Source organism: Enterovirga aerilata (genome assembly GCF_013044135.1).
Taxonomy (GTDB): Bacteria; Pseudomonadota; Alphaproteobacteria; order Rhizobiales; family Beijerinckiaceae; genus Enterovirga; species Enterovirga aerilata.
Window position 1 is genome coordinate 305,364 of sequence record NZ_JABEPP010000005.1, and the last position, 26,061, is coordinate 331,424.

At 68.7% G+C, this 26,061-nt stretch carries 31 protein-coding genes and 1 tRNA gene; 10 read left to right on the forward strand and 22 right to left on the reverse strand.

All coding sequences use genetic code 11. The features are described 5' to 3' along the window. Nucleotides 1-48 precede the first annotated feature (48 nt). Nucleotides 49-125 (reverse strand) — tRNA-Arg (locus HJG44_RS18600). A 54-nt stretch (nucleotides 126-179) separates the two neighbouring features. Here HJG44_RS18600 and HJG44_RS18605 point away from each other — a divergent pair. Further along, a complete protein-coding gene (locus HJG44_RS18605) occupies nucleotides 180-974 on the forward strand; it encodes a thermonuclease family protein (protein ID WP_171219816.1) in 795 nt (264 codons plus the stop codon). Then, nucleotides 971-1,528, forward strand: a complete 558-nt coding sequence (locus HJG44_RS18610; RefSeq protein ID WP_171219817.1) for a GNAT family N-acetyltransferase — start codon at nucleotides 971-973, stop codon at nucleotides 1,526-1,528. Before HJG44_RS18605 ends, HJG44_RS18610 begins: the two co-directional genes overlap by 4 nt. Nucleotides 1,529-1,572: 44 nt before the next feature. Here HJG44_RS18610 and HJG44_RS18615 read toward each other — a convergent pair whose 3' ends face one another. Then, entirely contained in the window at nucleotides 1,573-2,145 is a 573-nt protein-coding gene (locus tag HJG44_RS18615; RefSeq protein WP_171219818.1) for a CarD family transcriptional regulator, read from the reverse strand. 396 nt (nucleotides 2,146-2,541) lie between these two features. On the opposite strand from HJG44_RS18615, the gene HJG44_RS18620 reads away from it, so the two are divergent. From HJG44_RS18620 to HJG44_RS18630, 3 genes are all read left to right on the forward strand, one after another. Beyond that, on the forward strand, nucleotides 2,542-3,768 hold the full coding sequence (locus HJG44_RS18620; RefSeq protein WP_171219819.1) for an acyl-CoA dehydrogenase: 1,227 nt from the start codon (nucleotides 2,542-2,544) through the stop codon (nucleotides 3,766-3,768). A 126-nt stretch (nucleotides 3,769-3,894) separates the two neighbouring features. Next, on the forward strand, nucleotides 3,895-4,401 hold the full coding sequence (locus HJG44_RS18625) for an endonuclease domain-containing protein (protein WP_171219997.1): 507 nt from the start codon (nucleotides 3,895-3,897) through the stop codon (nucleotides 4,399-4,401). A gap of 2 nt (nucleotides 4,402-4,403) precedes the next feature. Then, the gene (locus HJG44_RS18630; protein WP_171219820.1) at nucleotides 4,404-5,591 is read left to right on the forward strand and encodes a CaiB/BaiF CoA transferase family protein; all 1,188 of its coding nucleotides are present in this window, start codon (nucleotides 4,404-4,406) and stop codon (nucleotides 5,589-5,591) included. Nucleotides 5,592-5,597: 6 nt separating this feature from the next. On the opposite strand, the gene HJG44_RS18635 is transcribed toward HJG44_RS18630, so the two are convergent. From HJG44_RS18635 to HJG44_RS18650, 4 genes are read right to left on the reverse strand one after another with little or no spacing between them, the layout of a single operon-like run. Continuing rightward, a complete protein-coding gene (locus tag HJG44_RS18635) occupies nucleotides 5,598-5,801 on the reverse strand; it encodes a Trm112 family protein (RefSeq protein WP_171219821.1) in 204 nt (67 codons plus the stop codon). Between the two features lie 9 nt (nucleotides 5,802-5,810). Next, complete coding sequence (locus HJG44_RS18640) at nucleotides 5,811-6,473, reverse strand: LON peptidase substrate-binding domain-containing protein (RefSeq protein ID WP_171219822.1); 663 nt, start codon at nucleotides 6,471-6,473, stop codon at nucleotides 5,811-5,813. Nucleotides 6,474-6,490: 17 nt separating this feature from the next. Beyond that, nucleotides 6,491-7,384 carry a thioredoxin gene (gene trxA, locus HJG44_RS18645; protein ID WP_171219823.1) on the reverse strand — a complete coding sequence of 298 codons (894 nt, stop codon included), beginning with the start codon at nucleotides 7,382-7,384 and terminating at the stop codon, nucleotides 6,491-6,493. Between the two features lie 15 nt (nucleotides 7,385-7,399). Then, nucleotides 7,400-7,945, reverse strand: a complete 546-nt coding sequence (locus tag HJG44_RS18650; protein ID WP_171219824.1) for a prolyl-tRNA synthetase associated domain-containing protein — start codon at nucleotides 7,943-7,945, stop codon at nucleotides 7,400-7,402. Between the two features lie 125 nt (nucleotides 7,946-8,070). Here HJG44_RS18650 and HJG44_RS18655 point away from each other — a divergent pair, with 125 nt between their 5' ends. Next, nucleotides 8,071-8,445, forward strand: coding sequence for a hypothetical protein (locus HJG44_RS18655; protein WP_171219825.1), 375 nt, complete (start codon nucleotides 8,071-8,073; stop codon nucleotides 8,443-8,445). Between the two features lie 7 nt (nucleotides 8,446-8,452). Here HJG44_RS18655 and HJG44_RS18660 read toward each other — a convergent pair whose 3' ends face one another. The 4 genes from HJG44_RS18660 to HJG44_RS18675 form a co-directional block, all read right to left on the reverse strand. Further along, complete coding sequence (locus tag HJG44_RS18660; RefSeq protein WP_246736350.1) at nucleotides 8,453-8,707, reverse strand: hypothetical protein; 255 nt, start codon at nucleotides 8,705-8,707, stop codon at nucleotides 8,453-8,455. A 325-nt stretch (nucleotides 8,708-9,032) separates the two neighbouring features. Next, nucleotides 9,033-9,992: a Tim44 domain-containing protein gene (locus tag HJG44_RS18665; RefSeq protein ID WP_171219826.1), complete on the reverse strand. Its 960-nt coding sequence runs from the start codon at nucleotides 9,990-9,992 to the stop codon at nucleotides 9,033-9,035. Nucleotides 9,993-10,101: 109 nt separating this feature from the next. Next, entirely contained in the window at nucleotides 10,102-10,371 is a 270-nt protein-coding gene (locus HJG44_RS23845) for a DUF3072 domain-containing protein (protein WP_171219827.1), read from the reverse strand. A gap of 111 nt (nucleotides 10,372-10,482) precedes the next feature. Next, on the reverse strand, nucleotides 10,483-11,370 hold the full coding sequence (locus HJG44_RS18675; protein ID WP_171219828.1) for a branched-chain amino acid aminotransferase: 888 nt from the start codon (nucleotides 11,368-11,370) through the stop codon (nucleotides 10,483-10,485). A gap of 107 nt (nucleotides 11,371-11,477) precedes the next feature. Here HJG44_RS18675 and HJG44_RS18680 point away from each other — a divergent pair, with 107 nt between their 5' ends. The 3 genes from HJG44_RS18680 to HJG44_RS18690 are packed head-to-tail and all read left to right on the forward strand — an operon-like array spanning nucleotide 11,478 to nucleotide 14,079. Next, entirely contained in the window at nucleotides 11,478-11,990 is a 513-nt protein-coding gene (locus HJG44_RS18680; RefSeq protein WP_171219829.1) for a MarR family winged helix-turn-helix transcriptional regulator, read from the forward strand. After that, nucleotides 11,987-12,700 (forward strand): response regulator, encoded by a 714-nt coding sequence (locus HJG44_RS18685; RefSeq protein ID WP_171219830.1) that lies wholly within the window; start codon nucleotides 11,987-11,989, stop codon nucleotides 12,698-12,700. Before HJG44_RS18680 ends, HJG44_RS18685 begins: the two co-directional genes overlap by 4 nt. 5 nt (nucleotides 12,701-12,705) lie before the next feature. After that, entirely contained in the window at nucleotides 12,706-14,079 is a 1,374-nt protein-coding gene (locus HJG44_RS18690) for an ATP-binding protein (protein ID WP_171219831.1), read from the forward strand. 6 nt (nucleotides 14,080-14,085) lie between these two features. Here HJG44_RS18690 and HJG44_RS18695 read toward each other — a convergent pair whose 3' ends face one another. From HJG44_RS18695 to HJG44_RS18710, 4 genes are all read right to left on the reverse strand, one after another. Next, a complete protein-coding gene (locus HJG44_RS18695) occupies nucleotides 14,086-14,442 on the reverse strand; it encodes a tRNA-binding protein (RefSeq protein WP_171219832.1) in 357 nt (118 codons plus the stop codon). Between the two features lie 6 nt (nucleotides 14,443-14,448). Further along, nucleotides 14,449-15,240, reverse strand: coding sequence for a TetR/AcrR family transcriptional regulator (locus HJG44_RS18700; protein ID WP_246736351.1), 792 nt, complete (start codon nucleotides 15,238-15,240; stop codon nucleotides 14,449-14,451). A gap of 65 nt (nucleotides 15,241-15,305) precedes the next feature. Further along, nucleotides 15,306-16,145 (reverse strand): pyrroline-5-carboxylate reductase, encoded by an 840-nt coding sequence (gene proC, locus HJG44_RS18705; RefSeq protein ID WP_171219833.1) that lies wholly within the window; start codon nucleotides 16,143-16,145, stop codon nucleotides 15,306-15,308. A 54-nt stretch (nucleotides 16,146-16,199) separates the two neighbouring features. Further along, nucleotides 16,200-16,700, reverse strand: coding sequence for a type III secretion system chaperone family protein (locus HJG44_RS18710; RefSeq protein ID WP_171219834.1), 501 nt, complete (start codon nucleotides 16,698-16,700; stop codon nucleotides 16,200-16,202). 187 nt (nucleotides 16,701-16,887) lie between these two features. Here HJG44_RS18710 and HJG44_RS18715 point away from each other — a divergent pair, with 187 nt between their 5' ends. Next, the gene (locus HJG44_RS18715) at nucleotides 16,888-17,985 is read left to right on the forward strand and encodes a DUF2336 domain-containing protein (RefSeq protein WP_171219835.1); all 1,098 of its coding nucleotides are present in this window, start codon (nucleotides 16,888-16,890) and stop codon (nucleotides 17,983-17,985) included. On the opposite strand, the gene trmB is transcribed toward HJG44_RS18715, so the two are convergent. From trmB to miaB, 8 genes are all read right to left on the reverse strand, one after another. Then, nucleotides 17,966-18,661 (reverse strand): tRNA (guanine(46)-N(7))-methyltransferase TrmB, encoded by a 696-nt coding sequence (trmB, locus tag HJG44_RS18720; RefSeq protein ID WP_171219836.1) that lies wholly within the window; start codon nucleotides 18,659-18,661, stop codon nucleotides 17,966-17,968. The genes HJG44_RS18715 and trmB overlap by 20 nt on opposite strands. Before the next feature lie 13 nt (nucleotides 18,662-18,674). After that, nucleotides 18,675-19,871 carry a methionine adenosyltransferase gene (gene metK, locus HJG44_RS18725; RefSeq protein ID WP_171219837.1) on the reverse strand — a complete coding sequence of 399 codons (1,197 nt, stop codon included), beginning with the start codon at nucleotides 19,869-19,871 and terminating at the stop codon, nucleotides 18,675-18,677. A 154-nt stretch (nucleotides 19,872-20,025) separates the two neighbouring features. After that, a complete protein-coding gene (locus HJG44_RS18730) occupies nucleotides 20,026-20,436 on the reverse strand; it encodes a helix-turn-helix domain-containing protein (RefSeq protein WP_171219999.1) in 411 nt (136 codons plus the stop codon). Nucleotides 20,437-20,494: 58 nt separating this feature from the next. Further along, nucleotides 20,495-22,084: an apolipoprotein N-acyltransferase gene (gene lnt, locus HJG44_RS18735; protein ID WP_171219838.1), complete on the reverse strand. Its 1,590-nt coding sequence runs from the start codon at nucleotides 22,082-22,084 to the stop codon at nucleotides 20,495-20,497. After that, nucleotides 22,084-23,079, reverse strand: coding sequence for a hemolysin family protein (locus HJG44_RS18740; protein WP_171219839.1), 996 nt, complete (start codon nucleotides 23,077-23,079; stop codon nucleotides 22,084-22,086). The genes lnt and HJG44_RS18740 overlap by 1 nt, the downstream gene beginning before the upstream one ends. Next, on the reverse strand, nucleotides 23,076-23,576 hold the full coding sequence (gene ybeY, locus HJG44_RS18745) for an rRNA maturation RNase YbeY (RefSeq protein ID WP_171219840.1): 501 nt from the start codon (nucleotides 23,574-23,576) through the stop codon (nucleotides 23,076-23,078). The genes HJG44_RS18740 and ybeY overlap by 4 nt, the downstream gene beginning before the upstream one ends. Then, on the reverse strand, nucleotides 23,573-24,598 hold the full coding sequence (locus HJG44_RS18750; RefSeq protein ID WP_171220000.1) for a PhoH family protein: 1,026 nt from the start codon (nucleotides 24,596-24,598) through the stop codon (nucleotides 23,573-23,575). The genes ybeY and HJG44_RS18750 overlap by 4 nt, the downstream gene beginning before the upstream one ends. 77 nt (nucleotides 24,599-24,675) lie before the next feature. Beyond that, nucleotides 24,676-26,052, reverse strand: coding sequence for a tRNA (N6-isopentenyl adenosine(37)-C2)-methylthiotransferase MiaB (gene miaB / locus HJG44_RS18755; RefSeq protein ID WP_171219841.1), 1,377 nt, complete (start codon nucleotides 26,050-26,052; stop codon nucleotides 24,676-24,678). Nucleotides 26,053-26,061 lie beyond the last annotated feature (9 nt).

Below are 26,061 nucleotides of genomic sequence, written 5' to 3' on the forward strand. Positions count from 1 at the left end.
GAACGGGACGGCGGCGAAGCCTTGCGGACCAGAGATTTGGAAGCGGCCTGGTGGTCCCGACAGGATTCGAACCTGTGACCTTCGGTTTAGGAAACCGCTGCTCTATCCTGCTGAGCTACGGGACCGCGCGGCGAGCGCTCTAGCATAGGATGCGGTTCCGACCAACGGCCCGGACCCGCATGAACGCTCGGCTTGCCGCCTCCCTGCTTCTCCTGTCGCTCGCGGCGGGCTCGGCGGAAGCAGAGGACCGTCCCGCCTTCACGTGCTCGGAGACGGTCTCGGCGCAGATCCTCGACAGGGTGAGCGACGGCGAGTTCCGCCTCGCGGGCGGCGGATCGGCGCGTCTCGCCGACATCCGGCTCGCGCCGGACGGCGAGGCCGCCCGCCGCGCGGCAGCCTGGCTCGGAACGCTCGGCGGCTCCCGGATTCAGATGCGCGAACTGGCGCCACCGGACCGCTGGGGACGCGCGGCCGCCCATCTGGCGCTCGCGGGCACGCCGCCGATCGATATCGGCGAGCTTCTCGTCTCCGAGGGGCTGGCGGTGGTCGATCCCGGCCAGCGCGACCTCCTCTGCCGCCGCGAGCTGCTGCGGGCGGAGGAGCGGGCGCGACGCAGCCGGATCGGCCTGTGGCGGGACGGGCCCTGGCCGATAGCCGCCTCCGCGCTCGACGACCTCGCCCGGGCCGCCGGCAGCTTCGTGGTGGTTGAAGGCCGGATCGCGTCGGTCGGCGAGCGGCGCGAGCGCACCTACCTGAATTTCGGCCGCGACTGGGCGCGCGATTTCAACGTGACGATCCCGCGGCGGAGCTGGGAGGCCCTCAAAGCCAAGGGGATCACGGCCGCCTCGCTCACCGGAGCGGTCGTGCGGGTGCGCGGACTTCTGGAGGTGCGGCGCGCGCCGACGCTGGACCTCGCCGTCCCGGACGTGCTGGAGATCATCTCAGCACGGACAGGACGATCGGGCGGAGGATGACGGGAGACGGCGCGCTCACCTTCAGGGCGGCAGGGCCGGCGGACTGGGAGGCCGTCGCCGGACTTCAGATCGCGAGCTGGCGCTCGGCCTACCGGGGCATGCTGCGGGACGATTATCTGGACGCAGGCATCCATGCAGAGCGCCGCACGCTGTGGCGGTCGCGCTTCACGGGCGAGCCGGGGCCGGACCAGGTGGTCGCCGTCGCCGAGGATGGAACCGGGCTGGTCGCGCTCGCCTGCATCCTGGCTGGCCACGACCCGATATGGGGCTCGCTCATCGACAACCTGCATGTCCGGCCGGACCGGAAGCGGACGGGTATCGGCCGGCTGGTGCTGGCAGACGCGGCGGCCCGCATCCCAGCGGTTCACGCGGGGACGCCGCTGCATCTCACGGTTCTGGACGCGAACCTGCCGGCCCGCGCGGCCTACGAGGCCTGGGGCGGCGAGTTCTGCGAATATCTCGACGCCGAATTGCCCGACGGGCAGAGCCTCCCGGTCCGGCGCTATCGCTGGGCCGATCCGGACGCTCTGATCCGAAGCCTTCTGCGCAGGTAAAAAAGCCCGGCGGAGCCGGGCTCTTTCGGGATCTGAGGGCTGCCTCAGGCCGCCTCGTCCTGCAGGTCCGGGCCTTCGGAATCGGCCGCCTTGGCGCGCTTGGGCGCCTTGGCAAGCGCCGCCTCGATGAGCTTGGCGGCCTCGGTCTCGGTGATCTTGTTCACATGCGTGAGCTCGCGCGTGACGCGGTCGAGCGCAGCCTCGTAGAGCTGCCGCTCGCTATAGGACTGCTCCGGCTGCGCCTCCGACCGATGGAGGTCGCGCACCACCTCGGCGACCGCGATGAGGTCGCCCGAATTGATCTTCGCCTCGTATTCCTGCGCGCGGCGCGACCACATGGTCCGCTTGATCCGGGCGCGGCCGGTCAGGACGTCGAGCGCCTTCTGCATCTCGGCCGGCTCGGCCAGCTTGCGCATGCCGACGCTGGCCGCCTTCGCGGTCGGGACGCGCAGCACCATCTTGTCCTTCTCGAACGACACGACGAAGAGCTCGAGCTTGAACCCGGCGATCTCCTGCTCCTCGATCGCCGTGATACGGCCGACGCCATGGGCCGGGTACACGACCGCTTCACCGGTCTTGAAGCCCTGACGCGTGGCGGTCTTCTTCGGGGTCGTCATGCGGGACAAGCCTCCTGTTGCGCCCGGTTCGGCGCCAGGCGATATGGTGATCCGCTCATGGAGCGAAGATGTCGGCGCGAAGACGGCTCAGCGATGTCTCCGCGCGTCAGGCACACAACATCCACCGTAAAGCTGGCCAAAGAAGTGCGGGCCGAAAAGCCGGCCAGTCCTCCGATGGATGCTGATCTGAGACACCGCCGACCTCACCGGCGGCACGTCTCCTGAATACCACAGTTCGGCCGAAAATCAAAGGGAATCGGCCACCGGCGGATGCGCGAGCCGCGCAACCCACAGCCGGGATCGGGGTCTCCTCGGCGGGTGCAAGCCGCCGCGCCTTCCGGTATGACGGCCGAGACGGGCCGCCCGGCGGCAGCACAGCACGACGAGGAGACGCAGATGAGCCAGGCTCTGAAGAACGACGCACCGGCGGCGGCGAAGAGCGCCTCGTCCGGCTTCCAGTGGGACGACCCCTTCCTGCTCGACGACCAACTCACCGACGACGAGCGCCTGATCCGCGACACCGCGCGGCAATTCGCGCAGGAGCGTCTCCTGCCCGGCATCGTGGAGGCATACCAGAACGAGGTCACCGACCGCTCGATCTTCAACGCCATGGGCGAGCTCGGCCTCCTCGGCGTGACCCTCCCGGAAGAGTATGGCTGCGCCGGCGCGAGCTACGTCGCCTACGGCCTCGTCGCGCGCGAGGTCGAGCGGGTGGATAGCGGCTACCGCTCGATGATGAGCGTCCAGTCCTCGCTCGTCATGTACCCGATCTACGCCTATGGCGACGAGAACCAGCGCAGGAAGTACCTGCCGAAGCTCGCCTCCGGCGAGTTCGTCGGCTGCTTCGGGCTGACGGAGCCGGATGCGGGCTCCGACCCAGCCGGCATGAAGACCCGCGCCGTCAAGACGGCGAACGGCTACAAGATCTCCGGCGCCAAGACCTGGATCTCGAACGCCCCGATCGCCGACGTGTTCGTGGTGTGGGCGAAGTCGGCCGCGCATGGCGACCAGATCCGCGGCTTCGTGCTCGAGAAGGGCATGAAAGGCCTGTCCGCCCCAAAGATCCAGGGCAAGCTCTCCCTTCGTGCATCCGTCACGGGCGAGATCGTGATGGACGAGGTCGAGGTCGGCGAGGAAGCGCTGCTGCCGAACGTCTCGGGCCTGAAAGGCCCGTTCGGCTGCCTCAACCGCGCCCGCTACGGCATCTCCTGGGGCGCGATGGGCGCGGCCGAGGATTGCTGGCACCGGGCGCGCCAGTACACGCTCGACCGCAAGCAGTTCGGCCGGCCACTGGCGCAGACCCAGCTCGTGCAGAAGAAGCTCGCCGACATGCAGACCGAGATCGCGCTCGGTCTGCAGGGCTCGCTGCGCGTCGGTCGCCTGTTCGACGAGGGCAGGATGGCGCCGGAGATGATCTCCATCGTGAAGCGCAACAACTGCGGCAAGGCGCTCGAAATCGCCCGCATCGCCCGCGACATGCATGGCGGCAACGGCATCATGGGCGAGTACCACGTGATGCGGCACGCCCAGAACCTCGAGACGGTGAACACCTACGAGGGCACGCATGACGTCCACGCGCTGATCCTCGGCCGCGCGCAGACGGGCCTGCAGGCGTTTTTCTGAGAGGAGGCTCCCTCCGTGGTCGGCTCGCGCCTTTCCCTCCCCGCAGGGGAGGGTGGTCGAGCGAAGCTCGACCGGGTGGGGCAGGCGGCAGCAAACGCAACGCTGCCCGATCCGCAGGATGCAGAGATGGTGGGCCGCCCGCCATCTCATCTTCCGCGCCACCTTGCTCGTGGCCTCCGCAGGCGCCTAACGCCGCATGAGGCGAAGCTCTGGGTGGCCTTGCGTGCCCTCCGTCCGGCCGGCTTTCACTTTCGCCGGCAGGTTCCAATTCGTGGCTTCGTCGTGGATTTCGCCTGCCTCAAGCGCCGTCTGGTCGTGGAAGTCGACGGATCGCAGCATGCCGACGACGCTCATACGGCAGCTGACCGCGACTGCGGTGCCGCTCTCTCGCGGGAAGGTTTCGTGGTCCAGCGCTTCTGGAATGACGAGGTGGCCCGCAATCTCCGTGCCGTGATGGACACCATCATGGCACGGCTGCAGGAGAACGGCCCCACCCGGCCGGGCTGCGCCCGGCCACCCTCCCCTGCGGGGAGGGAGAACCCGCGCTATTCCTTCCCGCCTTCGGCGACACCCTTCCCTGCAGGGGAGGGATCAGGCGTCGCGCTCCCCGCGCCAAACTCGAATCCAGCCTAGACATGACCTCTCCCAAACCCCTCACCGGCATCCGCGTGCTGGAGCTCGCCCGCATCCTGGCGGGTCCCTGGGCGGGGCAGCTTCTCGCCGATCTCGGGGCGGATGTGGTGAAGGTCGAGCGGCCGGGCGCGGGTGACGACACCCGTACCTGGGGCCCGCCCTGGGTGGATCGGCCCGACGGGAGCCATCTCGCGGCCGGCTATTTCAACGCCACCAACCGCGGCAAGCGCTCGATCGAGGTCGACCTGGAGAGCCCGGACGGCCAGACGACGATCCGCAAGCTCGCCGCCCACGCGGATGTGGTGATCGAGAATTTCAAGGTCGGCGGGCTGAAGAAATACGGGCTTGATTACGCGAGCCTCTCGGCCGTGAACCCGCGGCTGATCTATTGCTCGGTGACGGGTTTCGGGCAGGACGGGCCCTATGCGCACCGGCCGGGCTACGACTTCATGATCCAGGGGATGAGCGGGATCATGTCGCTGACGGGAGAGCCGGATGGCGAGCCGCTGAAGACCGCGGTCGCCTATGCGGACGTGTTTACCGGCCTCTACTCGTCAAACGCGATCCTGGCGGCGCTCCAGGGACGCACGCTGACCGGCCGCGGCTGCCATATCGACATGGCGCTCCTCGACACGCAGGTCGCGGTGATCGGCAACCAGGCGATGGTCTATCTCCTGACCGGCCGCCCGCCGCCGCGGACCGGCAACGCGCATACCTCCATCGTCCCCTACCAGGTGTTTCCCACCGCCGACGGCCACATCATCATCGCCTGCGGCAACGACAGCCAGTTCCGGAAGCTGTGCGGACTCCTCGGGACGGACTGGGCGGACGATCCGGCCTACGCGACCAATCCGGCCCGCGTCGCGAACCGTGAGGTGCTCGTGCCGCTTCTCGCGGACGTGACCCGCACCTGGACCAAGGCCGATCTGCTTGCCGGGTTCGAGCGCGTCGGCGTGCCGGCCGGGCCGATCAACACGCTGGACGAAGTCTTCGCCGACCCTCAGATCATCCATCGCGGCATGGTGCTGGACCTGCCCGAGCCGGAGGCGAGAGGCGGCAAGGTGCCCATGCTGCGCACCCCGATCGTCATCGACGGCGAGGCGCAGGTCGCCCCGACCGCCCCGCCGCGCCTCGGACAGCACAGCTCTGAGGTGCTCTCCGACCCCGCCTGGGGTTTTCGGGAGAGCTGAACGAGCTCAATCCGTCAGCGGGCGCGCTTCCTCCGGCAGCATGATGGGGATGCCGTCGCGGATCGGATAGGCGAGCCGCGCGCCACGGCTGATCAGCTCCTGCGCCTCGGCATCGTATTCGAGCCGGCACTTGGTTAGGGGACAGACCAGAAGCTCGAGCAGCCGCGGGTCGATGTGGGTCGGCTCGATCCCGCCTGTCTCCTCGGCCATGGGGGCATCCTATTGAAGGGTGGACTGCGTTGCGCCGCCGGTCTTGGCGAGCTCGATCTCGGTGAGCGCCACCAGCATCTCGGCCCGGCTCTTCAGGTCCGGCGCCTCCAGCAGCGCCTGCTTCTCGCGCCCCCCGAAGGGCGCCAGCATGGAGAGCGCGTTCACCAGCGCCTCGTTCGGCGCCTGCTCGACGCCGTCCCAGTCCATGCGCAGCCCCGTCCGTTCCGTGTAGGAGCGCAGAGCCGCGAGCACGGCCGCGCGGTCTACCGCTTCCTCCCCGACCCGCGGCCGGAAGTCGGAGGCGAAGCGGCCGAACGAGACGCGGCATTGCCGGAACGGCGCGAATCCGCCGACCTCCTCCACGATGTCGAACCGGGCGATGCCGGTGAGCGAGATGAGGTAGCGCCCATCGCCCGTCTCGGCGAATTGCACGATCCGGCCCACGCAGCCGACATCGTAGAGCTCGGGCGTCGCGCCCGCCTCTTCTGGATCACGCGGCTGCACCATGCCGATCAGCCGCGGTCCGGCAAGCGCGGCATCCACCATCGCCAGGTAGCGCGGCTCGAAGATGTTGAGCGGCATCTGCCCGCGCGGCAGCAGCAGCGCGCCGGCGAGCGGAAAGACCGGAATCGTGTCCGGCAGGTCCTGCGGGCCCTCGTAGATGACGTTCATGGAGCCCCCGAGACCGATCAGGAGAAGAGCAGCGACGACAGCTTACGCCGGCCAGACAACGTCGCCGGGTCCGTCGGACCCCAAGCTTCGAAGAACTGGACGAGCTGCTTGCGGGCCGCGTCGTCGTTCCAGCTCCGGTCGCGCTTGAAGATCGCAAGGAGCTGGTCCACCGCGGCGTCCCGCCGGTTGCGCGCGTTCAGCCCGAGGGCCAGCTCGAAACGCGCCTGATGGTCGTCCGGATTCGCGGCGATGCGCTGCTCCAGTTCGCCGAGATCTCCCAGCGAGGCCGCCTGCTCGGCCAGCTCGAGCGCCGCTCGCGCGGCCGCGACATCGGCGTGACCGGCCTTGTTCGCAGGAACCATGTCGAGGAAGCGGCGCGCGCCCTCGAAATCCTTCAAGTCGACGTGGAGCCGCGCCAGAGCCGCCATGGCGGTGACGTTCTCCGGATCCTCGGCCAGCACACCGGCATAGAGCTCCGCAGCCCCCGCGACGTCGCCCTCCTTGGCGCGCTCGGCGGCTTCGGCCAGAAGCTCGTCCGTGCCTGAGCCGCCCGCGCCGACCAGGCGCTCGATGAAAGCCTTTACCTGACTCTCGGGAAGCGCGCCCATGAACCCGTCGACCGGCTGGCCGCGATCGAAGGCGTAGACGGCCGGAATGGACTGGATGCCGAGCTGGCCCGCGATCTGGGGATGCTCGTCGATGTTCATCTTGACGAGCTTCACCTTGCCGCCAGCCGCCTTGACGGCCTTCTCGATGACGGGCGTGAGCTGCTTGCACGGCCCGCACCAGGGCGCCCAGAAATCGACGAGCACGGGCTGCTTCATCGATTCCGCGATCACGTCCTGGCGGAAAGCGGACGTGGTCGTGTCCTTGATGAGATTGTCCGCAGATTTCGGAGCTTCGGCGAGCATGGATGCCTCGGGACGTTATGCGTGAGAAGATGGGAGCGCCGCTCCGGCGGTGCAAACCTTGGCCGGGGCAGGAAGACGGCAGATCCGGGGCTCATGTCCGCAGGCGCGGAGAAAGGCGAGGAGCTCGGCGGGCGTCAGCCCCGTCGTCATGGTGTTGACGAGCGGATGAAAATTGACCCGTTCCGCACGGACGAGCGCCTCGTCGAGGATCACCGTCACGCGGTTCTCCCGGTCGTTGGCAGCCGCGAAGGGCGTCACGGAGCCCGGCTCGACGCCGAGGGTGTCGCGCAGGAGATCGGCGGACCCGAAAGAGAGCCGGCCGGAGGCGCCGATCGTCTCGTGCAGGCGTTTGAGGTCGATCTCGGTCTCGTGCTCAGCCACGACCAGGAACAGCCGCCCTTTCCGGTCCTTTAGGAACAGGTTCTTCGAATGCGCGCCTGGGATGGCCTGCTTCACAGACCGGGATTCAGCGACCCTGAACACGGCCTCGTGCTCGTGCGTCTCGGCCGCGATGCCGAGGTGGCGAAGCCGGTCGAGAAGCTCGCTCGGGGTCAGTTGCATGGGTCCGAGGATCGGGAGGGGCCAAGCTCGAGGACGCCCGGCGGACCGTTTACCGGCCGCCGAACGCGCACTCACGCCAGGACTTGCCCTACCCTATATAGAGAGCAGTTCTCAACGGGACCATTATGGCAGGAATCTCCGTCACGCTCGAAGGCGACAACATCCAGCTCGCATTCGAGAAGAACGACAACACGACGGCCGTCGTCATGGATGCCGGCACCGCGCAATCGCTCATCCTGGCTCTCGGGCAGATGCTCCTGCGCATCGATCCGGATGACGACGGCGATGCGTTCGGCGAAGACGACTTCCTCGAGCTCGACAGCCCGACGGTCGATGTCGGGACGGACGAGCGCGGCGAGCCGGTGGTGGCCCTGCAGTCCGGGCCGCTGCCGCCCTTCATCCTGCGGCTTTCCGACGAGGAGGCCCGCCATATCGCTAACTCGCTCCTCGAGATACTGAACTCGCCCCGGGACGTGCGCTCGTCCCAGGGCGATCACTGAGCGGCGCTCAGACCTGCATAGGGCTCGTCGGCTTGCCCGGCAGGTAGTCCGGCTCGGATCCCGGGCCGACGGGATCGCCGATCCCGGGATCGTTCACCGGATAGGGCGAGCGGGGCCCCGTCGGTCCGATATCCGGCATCTCGTCCGGCTCGGTCGGCGGCACCTCGGTCGGAATGTTGCCGCCGGGGATAGGCTCGTGCGCCGGATTGTGCGGCCGCGGCGCAGGGTGGCCCGTGGCCGGGACATGCGGAACGACCTGCATCGTCGTCCTCCTCTCGGGTTTGTCTTGTGAGGAGGCAACCGGGGGCCGGCGATGCGGTTCCGGAGGGCGGCCGGTCGTAGCCTTCCGGTGACGCCTTCCGCCGCCGAGCGTGCCACGATTTGAGGCAGATTCGACGCGGCGAAGCCCTTGCAACGTCAGGGAGGCTGACCTATCTTGTGCATCGCAACAGAGCGGCAGCGCCGCGATGTTGCTGCCCTCCTTGGGCGTTTCCTCCCTAGACTTGGGCCGCTCGAAAGAGCGGCCTTTTTCTTGTCCGCTGCAGGGGCAGGAAGACCGGCGCGGACGGCGCCGGTCGCGACGGATGTCAGGCCGTCTGCTGGATGGCGGATAGGAGCCACTTCCCGCCGTTGTCGCGGCGGAACGTCCACAGCTCGGTCGCCTCCTGCGGCACCCGCGGATCACCCGAGACGATGCGCCCGGTCTGGCGGTCCACCATCGTGTCGAGGAGCGAGAACCGCATCGCAACCGTCGCATACTCCGTCGTGCCCTCGCGCCATGCCTGCGCCAGGTCGCCCTGGAGGAGCTTCGGGTCGCGCAGGTCGTTGCGGAGGCCCTGCGAGCGATTCTCCTCAAGATCGGCGCCGAAATACCGGACCATCTCGGGTGTCGCCATGTAGGTCAGGGCCTGCATGTCCTCGCGGCTATAGGCCCCCTGGATGTCATGCAGCGCCCGCTCGAAGGCCTCGTAATCGGCCGGACCGATCTGCACGGGGGCGCCGGCAACTCGCGCGCTGCCTCCGCCCATGCCCACTCCACCCGGAACTGCGCCGCCGAGCGCCGAGCGCTGGTACGGCGCGCCCGCGCCGGCCATGGCCGGCTCGCTGCGCCGCCGGAAGAAGCGTAGCGCGAGCCAGACCAGGCCCGCGATCAGCGCCACCTGGAGCAGCAGCCCGAACAACGAGGCCAATCCGGAGAGGCCGCCGAAGAGACCGCCGCCGAACAGCATGCCGAGAAGGCCCGCCCCGAGGAGGCCGGCCATCAGGCCCGTCCCGAAACCGCCGAAACGGCCGGCCTGGCCTGCGGTGGCGGCGCCCGGCATGCCGGGGCGCTGCTGCGCGCCGAGGTTCGGCGTCTCGGTGCGCTGCATCGGCTGCGCCGTGCGGGGCGCCGTGGCCGTGGATGGCGGCGCGCTCCAGGTCTGGCCGCCGCGCGACCCCGAGCTCCTGCCGCCGCCGACCCGCGCTTCCGTGGCCGGCGCGGCGAGCGCGATCCCGAGCGCGGCCAGAGCCGCAACGCGGGCGATGAAAGAAAGCCCCTTGGTCATCCTGAAACCCTGCCGTGCGGACACGCCGCACGGACCAGATATGGTGTGAGTTCAGAGCTGACTCAAGCCTCCTGCATAGCTCGACCTCGAAATGCTGAACGGCAGTCCGTCAGCGACCCACCTCGTCCTTGAGCTGATCGATGCGCTTGGATGCCTCCGCCTTGTCGAGATCCGGCTCGTAGGCGTGAGGGTCATGCGCCTGTTCCGACAGGGTCTTCAGGTAGGAGGCCTGGGCGCCCGTCATCGGCTCGTGGCCGGTCACCCAGTCGTCCGGATCCTTGATGCGGTTGGAAGTACTACCCTCCACGGGCGCGGTCTTCGGGTTCTCGACCTCGGGCGGGTCGGGATGGCGGTCCGTCTTTCGGGAGGTCTGGCTCACGCGGGCTCTCCGTTCATGGATTGTTCTTGCCCAAGAACGCGCGGTAGCAACCCCCGTTCCCTTCTCATGATGAGGCCGCCCGGCGTCAGGACGGGCGGCCGCTTCTGCCGGTCAGGCGGCCGCCCTGGCGCGCGGCTGCACCTCCGCCGCGTAGTCCTCGACGAGGGTGCGGGAGATGTTGCCCGGCCGGAACGTGTAGGGCCCGATCTCGGAGACCGGCGTCACCTCGGCGCCCGTACCGCAGATGAAGCACTCGTTGAAGGTCGGAAGCTCGTCCGGCATGATCCGGCGCTCGACCACTTCCCAGCCGCGGCGCTGGGCGAGATCGATCACGGTCCGCCGCGTGATACCGTCCAGGAAGCAGTCGGCGATCGGGGTGTGGAGCGCGCCGTCCCGCGTGAAGAAGATGTTCGCGCCCGTGCATTCGGCCACACGGCCCTGCCAGTCGAGCATCATCGCGTCGGCATAGCCCTTCCGCTCGGCCGCGTGTTTGGAGATCGTGCAGATCATGTAGAGGCCCGCCGCCTTGGAGGCCGCGGGCGCCGTCTGCGGATCGGGCCGGCGGTACTCGGCGATGTCGAGGCGGATGCCCTTCATCTTCTCGTTGATGTCGAACATGCTGGGCCAGGGCCAGACCGCGATGGCGACATGCACCTTCGCGTGCTGGGCGGCCACCGCCATCATCTCCGAGCCGCGCCAGGCGACCGGGCGCACATAGACATCCGGGTTCCCGTTCTTCTCGACGACGAGCGCCTTGGCCGCGTCGAGTTCCTCGACGGAATACGGGATCTCGAAATCGAGGATCTGCGCCGAGCGGCGGAACCGCTCCGAATGCTCGCGCGACTTGAAGATCACGCCGCCATAGGCGCGCTCGCCCTCGAAGACGGAGGAGGCGTAGTGCAGGCCATGCGACAATACGTGGAGCTTGGCCTCCTTCCAGGGCACGAGCTGGCCGTTGAACCAGATCCAACCGTCGCGCTGATCGAAGGGCAAACTCATCCTCTCCTCCTCGGGAATACGCGTTCGCGCGTTCTTCTTAAGGCGAGTTGACGGCTAATCCTGCCCCTGGGATATGTCAACAAACCTGACGTATTCGAGGATATCTCTTGTCCGAGGCGGTCAGCGCACTGGCCCTTGCGGCCCGAACCGGCCAGGCGGGCGAGGAGCCGGCCTACGATCTGATCGAGCTCTTCTTCTTCGCCTATCGCGATTTCGTCAGCGATCCGGACCGGATCCTGGCCGAATACGGCTTCGGGCGCGCCCATCACCGCATCCTGCATTTCGTGGCGCGCCGGCCCGGCATGACCATCGCCGAGCTCCTGGACATCCTGAAGATCACCAAGCAGAGCCTCAACCGCGTGCTCAAGGAGCTCATCGACAAGGGCTATGTCGAGCAGCGGCCGGGCCAGTCGGACAGGCGGCAGCGCCTCCTGTGGCCGACGAACCAAGGCCGCGAGCTCGCGCTGAGGATGGCACGGCTGCAGACCCGGCGCATCGCCCGAGCCCTCGCCGGCGACGACGGCGAGGAGGCGATCAGGCGCTTCCTGATCGGCATGATCGACCCCGTCGAGCGCGCGAAGGTGCGAAACCGGCTCTCGGGCGCTAAACTGGGCGCATGAGCGCCCCGCGCACCGAGCCGCCGGACCACGCCCCGCATATCCTGGTCGTCGACGACGACCGACGCCTCAGGGACCTGCTGTCGCGCTTCCTGGGCGAGAACGGATATCGGGTGACGACGGCAGCGAGCGCGGCGGAAGCGCGCGCGAAGTCGGGCAGCGTCGTGTTCGACGCGATGGTGCTCGACGTGATGATGCCCGGCGAGACGGGCTTCGAGTTCCTCCGCCGAGTCCGGACCAGCTCGGCCATTCCCACCCTGATGCTCACGGCCCGTGCGGAAAGCCACGACCGCGTCCAGGGTCTGGAGATCGGAGCCGACGACTACCTCGCCAAGCCTTTCGACCCGCGGGAGCTTCTGCTCCGGCTCGGGAACATCCTGCGCCGGGCGGCCCCGATCGAGGAGCCGCAGCCGGCGGCACCGGACCTGGTCCGCTTCGGACCGTTCACGTTTCGGCTGGACCGGGGCGAGTTGCGCCGCGACGGCGAGCCGATCCGGATTACCGAACGCGAGCGCGAGATCCTGACGATCCTGGGCCACCGCCTCGGGGGGGAGGTGTCGCGCGACGAGCTGGCGGGAAGCAGCGGCGGCGCGAACGACCGCGCGGTGGACGTGCAGATGAACAGGTTGCGGCGCAAGATCGAGGTGGACCCCGCCAACCCCGTCTTCCTGCAGACGGTCCGCGGAGTCGGCTACCGGCTCGTGACGGACTGAAGGGCATGGCGGCCTCGGCCCTCCGCCAGCCTCGCGCCTTCGCCCGGGATGCCTCGCGGCGGCTGCTGCGGCCGCTCGCGGCGCGGCTGCCCAAGGGCCTCTACGCCCGCTCGCTCATCATCATCATCACGCCCTTCGTGCTGCTCCAGTCGGTCGTGGCCTATGTGTTCATGGAGCGGCATTGGCAGCTCGTCACGCAGCGCCTCTCGGCGGCGGTCACGGCGGACATCGCCGCGCTGATCGACGTCCACGAGACCTTTCCGCGCAAGGACACGGCGGACACGCTCTCCCGGATCGCGGCCGAGCGGCTGAACCTGAACGTCGAGATCCTGGAGGGCGTGGGCCTTCCCCCTCCCCTGCCGACGCCGTTCTTCTCGCTCCTCGACGAGGCGCTGTCCGACGAAATCCGGCGCCAGATCGGACGGCCATTCTGGATCGACACGGTCGGCCGCTCCTCGTTCATCGAGATCCGCGTGCTCCTGAAGGAGGGCACGGTGATGCGGGTCTTCGCCCGGCGCAGCGCCGCCTATGCGTCGAACTCGCATATCTTTCTCGTCTGGATGGTCGGAACCTCGCTGATCCTGCTCGGGGTCGCGATCCTGTTCCTGCGCAACCAGATCCGCCCCATCCAGAAGCTTGCGATGGCGGCCGAGGATTTCGGCCGAGGGCGCGAGATCGAGTTCCGCCCCCGCGGCGCGCGCGAGGTGCGCCAGGCCGGCCATGCCTTCCTGGAGATGAAGCGCCGGATCGAGCGGGCCATGGAGCAGCGCACGACGATGCTGAACGGCGTGAGCCACGACCTGCGCACGATCCTGACGCGGTTTCGCCTCTCCCTCGCCCTGCTCGATCAGACGCCGGAGGTGGAGGACCTTCGCCGCGACGTCGACGAGATGAGCCGGATGCTGGAGGGCTATCTCGCCTTCGCGCGCGGCGATTACGGCGAGCAGGCGGTCACGGCCGACCTGACCGCGCTCCTGAACGAGCTGAAGAGCGACGCGGAGCGCTCCGGCCACGAAACGAGCCTGGAGATCATCGGCGATCCCATGGTGACGCTGCGCGTGGACGCCTTCAAGCGGCTGCTCTTCAACCTCCTCTCCAATGCAGCGAGACACGGCGACCACATCGCCATCTCCGCCCAGCACGAGGGGCGCTGGCTGACCGTCCATGTGGACGACGACGGCCCGGGCATCCCGCCCCAGGCGCGGGAAGAGGTGTTCAAGCCCTTCGTCCGGCTCGACGAGGCGCGCAATCAGGACGAGAGCGGGTCGGGGCTCGGCCTTGCCATCGCCCGCGACATTGCCCGCTCCCATGGCGGCGAGGTGACGCTCGCCGATTCGCCCCTTGGCGGCCTGCGGGCCTCCGTGAGGATTCCCGCCTGAGCAATATCAGAACAGGCGGCCGCCGAGCGGAACCTCCTGGTCCGGCCCGATGAGAATGACGTCGCCATCGAGGCCGGGAACGCCGAGCGTGAGCACCTCGGACCGCATCGGGCCGATCTGGCGCGGCGGGAAGTTGACGACGCACAGAACCTGCCGCCCGACAAGGTCGTCGGGCCGGTAATGGCGCGTGATCTGGGCGGAGGACTTCTTCTCCCCGATCTCCGGACCGAGATCGATCAGGAGCTTGAGCGCGGGCTTGCGTGCCTCCGGGAAGGGCTCTGCCTTCACGATCCTCCCGACCCGGATGTCGACCTTGAGGAAATCGTCGAACCCGATCGGGCCGGGACGCTCGGTGCCAGCCATGCCCGATCAGATCGCGGCCGCGGGATCGCGGGCCTCCCCCTCGATCTCGCCGTCTCGCCGGTCGCGCTCGCCCCGGCGGCGCATCCGCCGACCGCCGTCGAACAGCGCCTGGCCGATCGCCCGCAGCGGCGCCGTGAGCCGGCGGACGTCGTCGGCGCGTTCGAGTAGGCGCTCTCCTCGCGTGAGTTCGCGGTCGAGCCGCGCCATGGTCCGCGCCTGCGCGACATCGTCGTCGTCGAACCACGTCTCCATGACGTTGGCGAGCGCGATCACGCTCCCCTGCAGCTTCACGAAGCCGAGCGGTCCTTCCGTCGGTACGCCGGCAGCCGCCAGCATGTAGCGCATCGAGTTCAGAGCCGAGCGGTTCAGCGCCGCCATCGAGAGCGGGTCCGAGCGCATCGCGTAGGCGATCCGGCGGAGCGCCCGCTTGTAGGGCGCCATGGCATCGAGGCGGCGCATGAAGACGTCGAAGACGCGCTCGCGCGCAGGCTCGCCCGCCAGGTCCTCGGTGGTCCCGTCGATGACCTTCTTGTCGATCATCCGGGTGAAGCCCTCCAGGATCGCGCCCTTCGACGGGAAGAGGTCGCGCATCTCGGACAGCGAAAGGCCGGCCTCCCGGGCGATGTCGACCAGCTCGATGTCATCCCAGGGCTGCTCGGCCGCGAGCCGCATCAGCGCCTCGACGACCTGCTCGCGCTTGTTCCCGCCCTGTGGCTGGACCGGTGGCGAGGCACTGGCGGCCGCTGCGGCGGTCGCGAAAGCGGAACCGGTGGCGTTGGGCTGCATCGGGTCGGACATGTCGATCTGCTCCCTCGCAATCGGCTCAGTGTACCAAAGCCGGTCTGCCTAGCTTAACCCGCGGGTCAGCCCGACAGCTCGGCCGCGCGGCGCTTGGCCGCTTCGACGGCCCGCCGCATGAGCGCGCCAAGCCCATCTTCCGCCATCAGTATGTCAAGGGCGGCCGCGGTGGTTCCGCCTGGAGAGGTGACGTTCCGGCGCAGCACGGCGGGATCGAGCCCCGAGCCGGCAAGTAGCTCGGCCGCGCCGATCACGGTTTGGCGCGCGAGCCGCTCGGCGACCTCGGGGTCGAGCCCGACCTCGCGCCCAGCCGAGGACAGGCATTCGACGAGGTGGAACACGTAAGCCGGACCGGAGCCCGACAGCGCCGTGACGGCATCGATGAGCTCTTCGCGCTCGATCCACTCGACCGTGCCTACGGCCGAGAGGAGGGCCTGAGTCAGCTCCCGCTGCCGCGGCGTGGCTGCCGGGCTGGCATAGGCGCCGGTCGCCCCGCTGCCGATCGAGGCCGGCAGATTCGGCATGGCGCGGACGATCGCACCCGCCTGCGGCAAGGCGCGCGACAGGTCCCCGACCGTCTTGCCCGCCAGGATGGAGATGACCAGCGTCTCGGGCCCGGCGAAGGGCGCGATATCGGGCGCGGCTTCGGCGAGCGCCTGGGGCTTGATGCCGAGCACCAGCACTTCGGGCGGCGCGAGGCCGGCCTTGTCCGGATTGAGCCGGAGCCCGGCGGTTCCCGCGAAGTCGAGCAGCGCCGGCGAAGGGTTCGGATCCAGGACCGTCACTCTGGCCGGGTCCAGACCCTTGGCCAGCCAGCCCTCGAGCATGGCCCCGCCCATCTTGCCCGCGCCGACGAGCAGGAGGGAATGGGGAAGATCGGCCTGGCGATCCGTTCCGGAGCTCATGCGCTCCGGTTCGCATCAAGCGCCGAGCGGATCAAGCAGGACTTGCGGCGAAGCTCAGGCTTCCCCTTCGGTTACGAAGAGCACGCCCTCGATCGCCTCCTTGGCGCTCTTGCCGGCCCAGAGCACGAACTGGAAGGCTTGGTAGTAGCGCTCGCAGGCGTCGACGGCGGCCTTCAGCAGGATCTCGCACTGACCGTGGGTCGGCTCGGCGCCGCCGGCGAGCAGCAGCGCGTGGCGGAACATCACCACGTTCTCGGAGGTCCAGAGATCGAAATGGCCGACCCAGAGCTGCTCGTTCGCCATGGAGATGAGCTGCAGCACCTCGCCGCGGCGCCGGTCTGGGACCTTCAGGTCGAACGCACAGGCGACGTGCAGCGCCTCCACGTTCTCGATCCAGGTATAGGCGACGTGATACTCGGCCCAGCGGCCCGAGACGGAGACGGACATCTCGTCCATCTCGGCGCGGTCGAAGCTCCACTCCTTGATCGAGGCCAGCCGCTCGACAACGTCGAGCGGATGTTCGGAGCGCGCAGGATCGTAAAGTAAATTAGGCATATGGTCCGAGTTCCGGGCGCATGACGGCCGAGATCATCGAGCCCGAAGCTCGCTTGGCGGCGCGAATCACCCTGGGACGACTATAGACCGGGCGAGTCCGGCGGTTCAAAGCGGGACCTCCATCGTCCACAGACCCGTTCCGAGAAGGCTAACGCGATGGTGAGGAACTCGCGGCTAACGTCTCGGGGTGACAGGCGCGGCGAACCTCATCGCGGACGTGGAAGGAACGATCGCGCAACGGTCGGGGCCCGCGCGCGAGCGCACGCTCGCGAAAATCACCGACCTTCTCGCGCGCGACGCCGACAGGCTCGACGGCGAGCAGATAGCGCTGTTCGACCATGTTCTCGGCTGCTTCACCCCCCAGGTGCCCGCAGCCGCAAGGGCCGACCTCGCCGAGCGTCTCGCCGACCTCGTCAACGCGCCGCCGAACGTGACACGCACGCTCGCCTTCGACGAGGACATCGTCGTCGCCCAGCCGATCCTGTCGCGCTCCTCGCAGCTCAGCGATCAGGATCTGGTCGAGATCGCCGTCACACGCGGCAGCCAGCACATGACGGCCATCTGCGAACGACGGCACGTCTCGGAACTCGTAACCGACATCCTCATCACTCATGGGGACGACAAGGTCTGGCGCGCGATTGCCGCGAATGCCGGCGCCCGCTTTTCGCCGCTCGGCAAGTCCGAGCTCCTCGACCGCTCGCGCGGAGACGAGGCCTTGCAGGACATCCTCGGATCCCGCGACGATCTCACGGACCAGGACATGCAGCGCCTCGTGGCCATCGCCCGGGAGGCGGCGAAGGCCCGGCTGGCGATAAGCCTCGAGCCCCCGAAGACGCGACCGGCCGCGCCGTGTCCGGCGCCGGCTCCCGCGGGGCTCGATTACGCCCGTGCGCAGAAGGCGCTTCGAGCCATGAGCGAGAAGCGCCCGGTCTCGGAGGCCGACATCGTGGCCTTCGCGCGCAAGGATCAGGCTGCGGAGGCGATCGCCGTCATTTCATTGCTCGCCGTTCTTCCGATCCCCACGGTCGAGCGCGTGTTCCGCGAGCGTGACGACGAGATGCTGCTCGTGATCGGCAAGGCGAACAACTGGTCGTGGAGAACCGTCCGGGCACTCGTCGGGATGCGCGATCCGCTCCTGCCGGAGCCTTCGGCACGCCCGCTCGAGCCCACTTTCGACGCCATCTCGGCGTCGGCGGCGCGGCGCGCGCTCCAGGCCCTCGCCCATGCGGATCACGGCGCGGGGCTCCGGGCCGTGCGGAACGCGCTCAGACCCGACGGAACGTGAGATAGCTGGAGATGCGCCCCTCGCGCCGGGCCTTCTCTTCGTAGCGGGTCCCAGGCCAGTCAGGCCATGGCAGGCGCCAATCCTGCGGCCGCTCGGCCGTCCAGACGAAGTCCGGCGAGCGGAAAACCCGTGCCAGCGCCCAGCCGGCATAATCATCGATGTCGGTCGCGAAGCGGAGCTCCGCGCCCGGCTTCATCACCCGGGCGAGAAGCGCCAGGTTCTCATCGGAGACGAAGCGCCGTTTGCGCTGCCGCCGCTTCGGCCACGGGTCCGGGTACAGGATATAGACCCGGTCGACCGAACAGGGGAGCAGGGCCGGAAGAAGCTGCGTCGCGTCCTCATCCCAGACGCGGATATTTGTAAGGCCCTCCGCAGCGACCACGCCGAGGAGCTTGGCGACGCCGTTCACGAACGGCTCGACCCCGATGAAGCCCACCTCGGGGTTACAGCGGGCCTGGTGCGCGAGGTGCTCGCCGCCGCCGAAGCCGCTCTCGAGCCATATCTCCGCGGGCTGGGCCGGGAAGAGCTCGCGCGGGTCGAGCGATCCGGGCTCCAACCCCACCGGGACCCGCAGCTGAGGCAGGAGCCGCGCGATCCGGTCCGCCTGGCCGGGGCGGAGCGCCTTCCCTTTCCGGCGCCCGAAGAAGGAGCCGGGCGCCTCCGGCCCGGCCGTCATCGCCTAGCCGGGATCAGGACAGCGCCGAGCGCAGTTCGGCCGCGAGGTCCGTGCGCTCCCAGGAGAACCCGCCCTCCTCGTCCGGCGAGCGGCCGAAATGACCGTAAGCCGAGGTGCGCGCGTAGATCGGCTTGTTCAGGTCGAGATGCGAGCGGATGCCGCGCGGCGAGAGATCCATGATCTCCATGAGCGTGTTCTCGAGCTTCGCCGGATCGACCTGCCCGCCGGTCAGGTCGGCATAGATCGACAGCGGCTTCGCCACCCCGATCGCGTAGGAAAGCTGGATGGTGCAGCGATCGGCAAGGCCCGCCTCGACGACGTTCTTTGCCAGATAGCGGGCGGCGTAAGCCGCAGAGCGGTCGACCTTGGTGGGATCCTTGCCCGAGAAGGCGCCCCCGCCATGCGGAGCCGCTCCCCCATAGGTGTCGACGATGATCTTGCGGCCCGTGAGCCCGCAATCGCCGTCGGGGCCGCCGATCACGAACTTGCCCGTCGGGTTCACGTGCCAGACGGTCTCCTTCGAGATCCACCCTTCCGGCAACGCGTTGCGGATGAACGGCTCGACGATCTCGCGCACGTCCTCTGAGGAGAGGTTCGGGTCGAGATGCTGGGTCGAGAGCACGATCTGCGTGACGCCGACCGGCTTTCCGCCCTCGTATTTCACCGTGACCTGGCTCTTCGCGTCCGGTCCGAGCGCGGCCGCGGGCCCCTGGCCGGACTTGCGGGCCGTCGAGAGATCCCGAAGGATCTTATGCGCGTAGAAGATCGGCGCCGGCATCAGCTCGGGAGTCTCGCGACAGGCATAGCCGAACATGATGCCCTGGTCGCCCGCGCCCTCGTCCTTGTTGCCGGCGGCATCCACGCCCTGGGCGATGTCGGCCGACTGGCCATGCAGCAGGACCTCGACTTGGGCATTCTCCCAGTGGAAGCCGTCCTGCTCGTAGCCGATATCCCTGATCGCCTTGCGGGTCAGGTCGGTGATCACCGCCTCGTCGACGCTGGCCGGGCCGCGGTACTCCCCCGCGATGACGACGCGATTCGTCGTGGCCAGGGTCTCGCAGGCGGCGCGGATGCCCCAGGGATCGAGACCTTCGGCAGCTCCTGCGCGGAAGAACGCGTCCACCACCTCGTCCGAGATGCGGTCGCAGACCTTGTCCGGATGGCCTTCCGAGACGGACTCGCTGGTGAAGAGATAATTGGCGCGTGTCACGCTTGTCGCCCCCGGGCGCATGTCGTTGGGAGCCAGACGGATATCGCCGGCTTAAGCCCGGGCTTCTCGCATTCCAGGCCGGGAACGGTCAAGCGAACGCGTTCTTTATGCCGAACACCGCGGCGTCTCGTCTGACACAAGAGATGACTGCGGCCTAATCCGCCTCTTCGCGGCCACGCTCCGCCAGGGCCTGTGCCAGTTCGACCAGACGGCGCCGCACTTTCCTGTCCTTGATCTCCCGATAGGCACGCAGGAGCTTCAGGCTGTCGGAGGTGAGGAGCTCGGCATCGTAGCCCGTCGCCCCGTCCTCGGCGAAACCCGAAGCCTGCGCCTCGGTCTTGCCGGCCTCGCCATACAGGAAGTCGATCGACACGCCCAGCACCTGCGCGATCTGCTGCAGCCGGCTCGCGCTGATGCGATTCGTGCCCTTTTCGTATTTCTGGACCTGCTGGAAGGTAAGACCGAGCGCATCGCCCAGTTTTTCTTGACTCATTCCAATGAGCATCCGGCGCATGCGGACCCGGCTGCCGACCTGCCTGTCAACGTCGTTCGGCGCTTTGACCATCCCCGACAGCACCCTTTACTCGCGGTTGCGCTCGCAGATCGGTCGCGCGTGGCCGCCTCTAGCGTGAGCGGCGGCGCGGGCCGGCGACGGCGACCAGGAACAACGTGAAACACAGTCCGAGAAGGACTGTGTTTCCGACATCGTCGAAAACCGTGACGTTTGCAACGCCCGGAAGCGCCGTATCGATGACGCCCTCGCGTCCGACCGGCAGCGAGGCAAGGATGCGGCCGTAGGGATCGACCACCGCCGAGATGCCGGTATTGGCCGCGCGGACCAAGGGGATACCCCGTTCGACCGCGCGGAGACGTGCCTGGGCGAAATGCTGCCGCGGGCCTGGCGTGTCGCCGAACCAGCCGTCGTTGGTGACGTTCAGGATGAGTCCCGGGCGGGGCCCTGGCGGCATGGTCTCGCCGGGGAAGATCGCCTCGTAGCAGACGCTGCCCGCGACGGGCGGCAGACCCGGAACCGCGAAGGCGGTATGACGCTCGCCCGCCGTGAAGCCGCCCGGGATGGCGACGAATTCGCGGATTCCGATCGCCCGCAGCGAGTGCTCCAGAAAGTCCGGCACGTATTCGCCAAAGGGGACCAGGTGGACCTTGTCGTAGCTTGCGAGGACCGCTCCCGTGTCGCCGACGGCCTGGATGGAATTGTAGTAGCGCGTTTCCTGCCCTTCCCCGGTGCTGCGCGCCGCGCCGGTGACGAGCACGCCCCCGCGCGGCAGGGAATCCGCGATCATGGCGAGCGCGGCGGGCTCGCGGTGGAGCAGGAACGGGAAGGCCGATTCAGGCCAGATGATGTGGGTGGCATCCGCAAGACCGGTCGTCTCGGGCGAGGTCGCGCGGTCGCTGAGTTCCAGATACCTGCGCAGGATCGCGGGCCCGTTGCCGGCGTGGAACTTGGCGTCCTGCGCCAGATTCGGCTGCACGATCCGAAGCTTCACGCCTGCGACCGGGGCGGGAGCCGGACCCGAGAGGCGCCAGGCGCCGTATCCTGCCATCGACGCCAGGGCCAGGGCGGCCGCGAGAACCGGAGCGAGGCGGCCGGCCCGGCCCTCGCCGGTCCCGAGCAGCGCCGGGGTCGACAGGAGGACCACCGCAATCGCAGTCAGGCCGTAGAGCCCGACGAGCGAGGCGCTCTGCATCAGCCAGAGGTTCTGGCCCAAAGCCATTCCGAGCGTGTTCCAGGGAAAGCCCGTGAAGGCGTGTCCGCGCAGCCATTCGGCGACCGTCACGCCGAACGCGAAGGCGAACAGACGCCAGCCCGTCGGCGACCAGAGAAGCCGGGCTATCCCGAAACCGACGGCGGGAAAAACCGCCAGCAGCGCCGGCAGGCCGAGCACGCCGAAGGGCATCAGCCAGGCGAAGACGTCGGCCTGGACCAGGAAGGCCGCCCCGATCCACCACAGGCCCGCGAGGAAGTAGCCGAAGCCCCACACCCACCCGATCGCGGCCGCGCGCCGGAGCGAGGCCCAGCGGCTCGCGGCTCCCGAGCCATCTATCAGCCACACGGCGATGGAGAGGGAGACGGCGAGCGCAGGCCACAAGCCGAAGGGCGGCATCGCGAGCGCGCCCAGCGCGCCGGCTGCGAACGCGATCCCGCCGCGGCCCCAGCCTTCCGCAAGGACCATCCGGTCGGCAATCGCCCGCATCAGCCGTGACTGCGGCGCAGGCCCGCCGTCCAGCGATCCGCCTCGATGTCATCCGGAGAAGCCGGACGGCGGATGCGGATTCGCTTCAGTCGCCGCGGATCCGCGTCCAGGACCTCGAAGGAGAAGCCGTCCGGACCCTCGATCACCTCGCCCCGCCTTGGGACGCGGCCGGCACGGGTGACCACCAGGCCGCCAAGCGTATGGACGTCGTCGACGTCGTCCGCGGCCGAGAGGTTCTGGCCTATCGCCTCCGAGACCTCGTCGAGCGTCGCGCGGGCATCCGCCACGATGTCGCCCCGCTCTTCCCGAACGATCATGTCGGTTGCGACGTCGTGCTCGTCCTCGATGTCGCCGACCACGGTCTCGAGCAGGTCCTCGATCGTGACGAGCCCGTCCGTCCCGCCATATTCGTCGATGACAAGCGCCATGTGGGTGCGGGAAGCCTGCATACGGGCGAGGAGGTCGAGCGCCGGCATGGAGCCCGGCACGAAGAGCACGTCCCGCTTCAGCTTCGCCTGGTCGATGGTGAGCGAGAGATCGACGCCGGCAAGGCTCGCGACCTTCGGCGGCTGGTCCGGCTCGCTCGGCTCCGTCGCGCCATGGGCGGCGATGAAATCAAGAAGGTCGCGGATGTGGACCATGCCGAGCGGCTCATCGAGGGACGAGCCGTAGACCGGCAAACGCGAATGGCCGGCTGCCCGGAAGAGGGCCATGAGCTCGCCGAGCGTCGCGCTGTAGGCCGCCGCCAGGATATCGGCGCGGGGCACCATGACATCGCTGACCCGCACCTTGTGGAAGGCGAGCGCATTCGTGAGCAGGATGCGCTCCTGCGGCGTGAGCTCGGCCTCTTCCGTCGCCTCGGCAAGGACCTCCTCCAGCTCCTCCCGGACGGATTCGCGCGGCCGGAGATTGAAGCGCTGCATCAGGCGCTCGAGCCAGCTCTCGCGCGGCTCGCTCTCGGGACTCCACCGCTCGTCCCTACGTTCGTCGCTCATCGTCTCGTCAGGTCTGCTCGGCCGGAGGGCTCGCGATAGGGATCCGGAATCCCGAGCGCCTCCAGCGCGAGCACCTCCGCGCGCTCCATGCGCTCGGCCTCCGGATCCGTCTCGTGGTCATGCCCGAGGAGGTGAAGAAGGCCGTGAACCACCAGATGGGCCATGTGATTCGGGAGGGGCTTGCCCTCCGCCTCCGCCTCGCGCGCCACGGTCTCGTAGGCGAGCGCGATGTCGCCAAGATGGCGGGGCTCCCCGGGAGGGGAGGCCATCTCGGCCGGAAAGGACAGCACATTGGTCGGCTTATCCTGCCCGCGCCATTGCCGGTTCAGCTCGCGGACGGAGGCATCGTCGGTGAGAAGCAGCGTCGCCTCGAGATCCTCGTCCTCCCCGAGACGTGCGGCCGCAAGCGCGGCCTGCGCGGCCCGGGTCGCGAGCCATTCCACTCCCGTGATCGCGGACCAGGCCTCCGCTTCGATCTCGACGTCGAGCGCGATCACCTGGTGCGCTCCTCGCGGGCTTGGCTTTGCGCGAAGGCAGCCTCGTAGGCGGCCACGATCCGCCGCACGAGGTCGTGCCGGACCACGTCGCCTTCCCTGAAGGTGACGCGCGCGATCCCCTCCACGCCCTCGAGGATGCGCACCGCGTCGATCAGGCCCGAGCGCTGGCCCGGCGGCAAATCGATCTGCGACGGGTCGCCGTTGATGATCATGCGCGAGCCCTCACCGAGGCGCGTCAGGAACATCTTCATCTGCATGGTGGTCGTGTTCTGCGCCTCGTCGAGTAGCACGACTGAATTCGTCAGCGTGCGCCCGCGCATGAAGGCGAGCGGGGCAATCTCGATGATGCCGGTCTGCAGCGCCCGCTCGACATGGCGCGTTTCCATGAAGTCGTAGAGCGCGTCGTAGATGGGCCTGAGATAGGGATCGACCTTGTCGCGCATGTCGCCCGGCAGAAAGCCAAGCCGCTCCCCGGCCTCGACGGCGGGACGCGAGAGCACGAGCTTGTCCGCCTTGCCGCTCTCCAGAAGCGAGACGGCGTAGCCCACGGCGAGCCAGGTCTTCCCCGTCCCGGCCGGCCCTTCCGCGAAGACGAGCTCGTTCTGGCGCAGTGCCCGCAGATAGGCGTCCTGCGCGGCGTTGCGGGCCCGCACGGGCCCGCGCTTGCGGGTGGCGATCTGCTCGAAGGCGGGATGACCGCCCGAGGCGCTGTCCACCGCGGGAAACAGGCTGCCCTGAAGCGCGCTCTCCTGGATCAGGCCGTCGACGTCGCCCAGCGTCAGCGCACCCTCCCGGCGGACCCGGTCGTAGAGGCGCTCCAGCACGACGCGGGCGCGGCCGGCGGAATCGGGCGGCCCTTTCACCACGACGCGGTTGCCGAGGGCGTTCAGCACAACCCCGAGCCGCCGCTCCATATGCGCCAGGTTCTGGTCGTAATGGCCGAAGACGAGCCCCGCGAGGCGGTTGTCGTCGAAGGTGAGCGCGATCTCCGCGTCCTCCGTCACGCCGGGGAACGGATCCATGGTCGGCTCGATGCGCTCCAAGCTCTCTCCCCTGCCCTGGTGCCGGAGGGCCGGCGCGGACTTCTCGACGGGCTGCCTCACGCGGCCGCAACCAGCGGGGCGCCCGTCCGGCCCGGGTCCACCGGTTCGGCGAAGAGGCTGTTGGTCGCCGTCCCGGTGATCCTGACGGCGACCATGTCGCCCGGCGCGGCCTCGCAGCCGTTCACCTGAACCTGCTGGAGATATGGGGTCTTGCCGGTCATCTGTCCCGGATGGCGGCCTGCCTTCTCGATCAGCACGTCCAGCACGCGCCCGATTGTGGCGCGGTTGAAGGCCTGCCGGTCCGCCTCGAGCTGCGCCTGGAGGCGGACCAGGCGCGCGTCCTTGACCTCGTCCGGAAGTTGGGCGGCGATCTCGGCCGCGGGGGTTCCCGGCCGCGGGCTGTACTTGAACGAGAACGAGGATGCGAAGCCGATCTCGGCTGCGAGCCGGACCGTCTCCTCGAACTCGGCCTCCGTCTCGCCCGGGAAGCCGACGATGAAGTCGGACGAGAGGGCGATGTCCGGCCGCGCCGCCCGGATGCGGTCGACCAGCCGCCGGTACTCGTCGGCGCCATGGCGACGGTTCATGGCCTTCAAGATGCGGTCGGAACCCGCCTGAACGGGAAGATGCAGGTACGGCATGAGCGCCGGGACCTCGGCATGCGCCGCGAGGAGATCCTCGGCCATGTCGCGGGGATGGCTCGTCGTGTAGCGGATGCGGCGGATGCCGGGCATCTCGGCGACGGCCCGGATCAGGCGGGCGAGCGACCAGGCGGCGCCGTCCGGCCCTTCGCCGTGATAGGCGTTCACGTTCTGCCCGATAAGCGTGATCTCGCGGATTCCGCCCTCGATCAGAGCGCGCGTCTCGTCGAGAATCGCCGCGACGGGCCGGGAGAGTTCCGCTCCGCGCGTATAGGGCACGACGCAGAAGGAGCAGAACTTGTCGCAGCCCTCCTGAACCGTCACGAAGGCGGAGATCCCGCGGCCACGGATCCGGGCCGCATCCGGCTTCGGCAGGAGGGCGAATTTCTCGACCTGGTCAAACTCGGCGTCGACGCCCTTCTGCCGCGCCTGCGCGTTCCGGATCAGGTCCGGCAGCCGGTGGTAGCTGCCGGGACCGACGACGGCGTCCACGACCGGCGCCCGCCGGATGATCTCGCGGCCTTCCGCCTGGGCGACGCAGCCGGCCACCACGATGGTCGTATCCTGCCCCGCCTCCGCCCGCTCGCGCTTCAGGGCGCGCAGGCGGCCGAGCTCGGAATAGACCTTCTCGGCCGCCTTCTCGCGGATGTGGCAGGTATTGAGGATGACGAGATCGGCGTCCTCGGCGGTCCCGGTCTCGGCATAGCCATGTTGGGCCACGACATCGGCCATGCGGCCCGAATCGTAGACGTTCATCTGGCAGCCGTAAGACTTGATGAAGGCCTTCTTCACTGGCGGGAG